Source organism: Bacillus sp. P4_D3 (assembly GCF_056401855.1).
The window spans coordinates 1-3,828 of sequence record NZ_JBFUIN010000311.1; the positions used below are offsets into that span (position 1 = coordinate 1).

General features: G+C 36.7%; 3 protein-coding genes and 1 pseudogene. 2 read left to right on the top strand and 2 right to left on the bottom strand.

Annotated features, from left to right (window positions below):
- Nucleotides 1-138, bottom strand: a pseudogene (locus tag AC1DTM_RS20030) (integrase); the annotation flags it as partial.
- Nucleotides 139-237: 99 nt separating this feature from the next.
- Between AC1DTM_RS20030 and AC1DTM_RS20035 the strand changes: the two are divergent.
- Complete coding sequence (locus AC1DTM_RS20035; protein ID WP_002031888.1) at nt 238-975, top strand: ZIP family metal transporter; 738 nt, start codon at nt 238-240, stop codon at nt 973-975.
- A gap of 82 nt (nt 976-1,057) precedes the next feature.
- The gene (locus AC1DTM_RS20040; RefSeq protein WP_002109846.1) at nt 1,058-2,758 is read left to right on the top strand and encodes a pyruvate oxidase; all 1,701 of its coding nucleotides are present in this window, start codon (nt 1,058-1,060) and stop codon (nt 2,756-2,758) included.
- A 49-nt stretch (nt 2,759-2,807) separates the two neighbouring features.
- Here the strand turns inward: AC1DTM_RS20040 and AC1DTM_RS20045 are convergent, their stop codons facing one another.
- Nucleotides 2,808-3,809 (bottom strand): ABC transporter permease, encoded by a 1,002-nt coding sequence (locus tag AC1DTM_RS20045; RefSeq protein ID WP_131231888.1) that lies wholly within the window; start codon nt 3,807-3,809, stop codon nt 2,808-2,810.
- Nucleotides 3,810-3,828 lie beyond the last annotated feature (19 nt).

Genomic DNA, 3,828 nt, shown 5'->3' on the forward strand with positions numbered 1-3,828 from the left:
ATTCGATATACGTTTGATAATAAATCTTAGGTTATCAATACTCATACGTCTTTTTGGCCTTCTTTCCGTAATAAACAAACAAGGCTCCTCATTATTTCTTTCATCTAGATACCTTTTTAACCAAATGGTGTAACGAGTTGATAGATTTTTCTCTATAATCAAACATAATTATTTGGACTAATCTCCCTCCCCCATTAGTAAGCTGAAATTAAGGGTATAGAATCGGAGTGTGATAATATGGAACGTCTATGGATTCCAATAATCGTTACGTTTTTTTCGTTCGGTGGATTACTATTAGGAGGTGCTGTTGGAGTAGCAACACGCCAACTAATTGAAGAAAAGATGCATCGCTTATACGCATTATGTGGTGGGATTTTACTTGGATTATTATCACTTGAAATTATTCCTGAAACATTTTCAAGCTATGAAATAATTGGGCCTATGCTCGGTATAGCTATCGGTATTTTAGTTATGAGCTTATTAGATAACTATTGCCATCATCCGATTATACATAAGAAAGATCAACAAGCATGGCAAACCTTCCTTTTTCTTTCTTTCGCTATATTCATTCATAATATGCCGAGTGGATTTGCGTTAGGAACAGCGTTTATAAATCATAATGACTCTGCCATTCCTTTCTTACTTGCGATTGTCATTCACCATATTCCAGAAGGGTTAGCTTTAATTATTCCATTTCTCTTTACAAAACATAAATACATTTCATTTTTATTAACAACTTTATTACTTTCTCTTATCCTAGGGACCGGTACTGTTTTTGGCATTATGATGGACGGGAAAGCTCTCCATTTACAAGGACTTATTATGGGAAGCGCAATTGGTTCTCTTGGCTATGTCACAATTCACGAAATGCTTTGGAAAGCAAAAAAACAGCTACCTTTCCTTCCGTTTCTATCGTGGTCTATTAGTGGATTTTTACTAATAACAGTCTTCACTCTTTTCACTGGACATCACTAAAACAAATAAGTTATATTACTTGTATATTTTTCCTTTTTCTCCAAAACATAATAGTATCTACCTATTATAAGGAGGAACGATTATGTTTGGTAAAACAGCCGGTGAAGCATTAGTGGATCTTTTAATTGACTGGGGTGTAGAACACATATATGGTATGCCAGGAGATTCCATCAATTCTATAATTGAAGCTTTAAGAAAAAAACAAGATAAAATTAAATTTATTCAAGTTCGCCATGAAGAAGCTGGCGCATTAGCAGCGGCAGCCTATGCAAAATTAACAGGAAAACTTGGTGTTTGTATGGCTATTGCAGGACCTGGGGCTATTCATTTATTAAACGGTTTATACGATGCCAAACTCGATCAAGCTCCCGTACTAGCAATTTCAGGACAAGTAGAAACCGATTTACTCGGAACCGATTTTTTCCAAGAAGTAAACTTAGAAAGAATGTTTGATGATGTTGCCGTTTATAACCAACGAATAATGTCAGCTGAACAGTTACCTGCTGTAGTGAATCAAGCTATTCGAATGGCATATACAAAAAAAGGTGTATCAGTTCTTACAATTCCAGATGATGTTCCGAAATTCGAAGTGAAAAATGGTGCACGTATTACAAACTCTTCCTTTACATTACCTGAAATATTTCCGCAAGAAGAAGATTTAGCTATAGCAAAACTCGCACTTAATGAAGCTAAAAAACCTGTTATTTTAGCCGGGAAAGGAGCTAAACATGCGAGAGAGTCTTTGCTTGCATTTGCAGAACATATCGGTGCTCCAATCGTACTTACATTACCAGCTAAAGGGATTGTTCCTGATGAACACCCGCTTTGTATCGGTGGATTAGGATTAATCGGGACGAAACCTTCTTATGAAGCAATGAAACATGCAGATACTTTAATTATGGTGGGCACTTCTTATCCGTTCACTGGTTTCTTACCCGAAAAAGCAAAAACACTTCATATTGATACAGACCCCGCACAAATCGGGAAACGTTATACGACAGATATCGGCTTAGCTGGTGATGCTGATAAAACATTAAAATGGTTAATTGAAAATGTAGAAAAACACGAGGACCATTCCTTCTTAGAGCATCATCAAGAAATGATGAAAAAGTGGGAAGAAAAATTACACAATCAAGAAGAAGATTCTTCGACTCCAATTAAACCACAGCGAGTTATGCATGCACTGCAGAAAGTAGCAGAAGATGACGCAATTCTTTCAGTCGATGTCGGAAATGTAACAGTATGGACTGCAAGGCACTTCCGTATGACAAACCAGAAATTTATCATTTCTAGTTGGCTTGCAACACTTGGCTGCGGTTTACCTGGTGCACTTGCTGGACAAATTGCTTTCCCGGATAAACAAGTGTTTGCAGTTTGTGGTGACGGCGGATTCGGAATGACAATGAATGACTTCGTAACAGCTGTTAAATATAAACTACCAATCGTTGTCGTTGTATTAAACAATAATAAAATTGCTATGATTAAATTTGAACAAGAAGTTATGGGAAATATTGAATTTGGTACAGACTTAACGAATCCTGATTTCGCAAAATATGCTGAGGCGTGCGGTGGTATTGGATACCGCGTAGAACATTTAGATGACTTACTTCCTGCCTTTGAAAATGCAGTAAAACAAAATAAACCGTGCATTATTGATGTAGTTGTAGATGTAAATGAAGCACCAATGCCAGCAAAAATCACATTTGGTCAAGCAGCCGGTTATACGAAACATATGATAAAAGAATTATTTGAAGAAGGTAAGATWGATTTACCGCCACTTTAAAATATAAAAGAAAGATAGCTGAAAACAATTTGTCTTCAGCTATCTTTCTTTATTTTTGTACCTCTCTATAGAAAGAAAAATCATTCACAGTAGGTTGTATTTGTTTCTCTACTTGCATTTCTTCCTTCTTCCGATTCGCTCTTCTAACATTACCTAGTTTAATCGCATCTTGCATACTATTACTAATCAGATTCCCTGACAAGATCGTCATACTATAGAAAGCAATTGGTATAAGTACAATCCATGTATGTGTAGTTAAGTGACGGAAATTTTGACCAATTAGGCCAGTCCATTCTTTTGTTACACTATCTGCCTCTGTACCAAAAATTATTGTTCCTCCAAAAAATAATTCTAACAAACCAAGATGCAAGAGGAGTAATAAAGTACTTACAAACTGCTGGGCTACTAATAAAAGAAATGATGGTAGCATATGCGGCCATACATGGCGTTTCAACCTCTGCCACTTACTCCCGCCGAGCACAGTGGCCGCCAACATAAATTCTTCATTCTTAATACGTTTTACTTCTTGCGCTACATACAACATAACAGTTGGTACAGCAAGGCACGCAAGAACMACTACTTGAAACGCAACTCGCAAATGAAACGGAGCAGCTGCCTCTCCACTTTCGAACGTTAAAACTGCATTTAACATAAAATAAGAAATCATAATCATTGGTACAATACTAAACGGATCAAAAAAAGATGAGATAACTGGAAATGAGCGTTTACTGTACATACCAAATAATAAACCAATAGCTCCGCCAATTACTACACGTAAAACTGCGATAACGATACTTGCACCAACTGTCCATTTCGCTCCTTCTATTATTAACTGGAACAGGTCGCGGCCTTTCTCATCAGTTCCGAACCAAAATTTACTCGACGGTGAAAACGGAGCAGCCTCTAATTCTCCTTTTTCGTTATACATCATCGTTAGTTCACGAATATTTCCGTCAAAAAACACCGTATTTCCAATACTAACAATCATTAGTACACTCAACAAAGTAACACCTAGCCAAAATCTCACATCTCTTTTTACAACTTTCCACATGCTACACACGCTCCTTTAT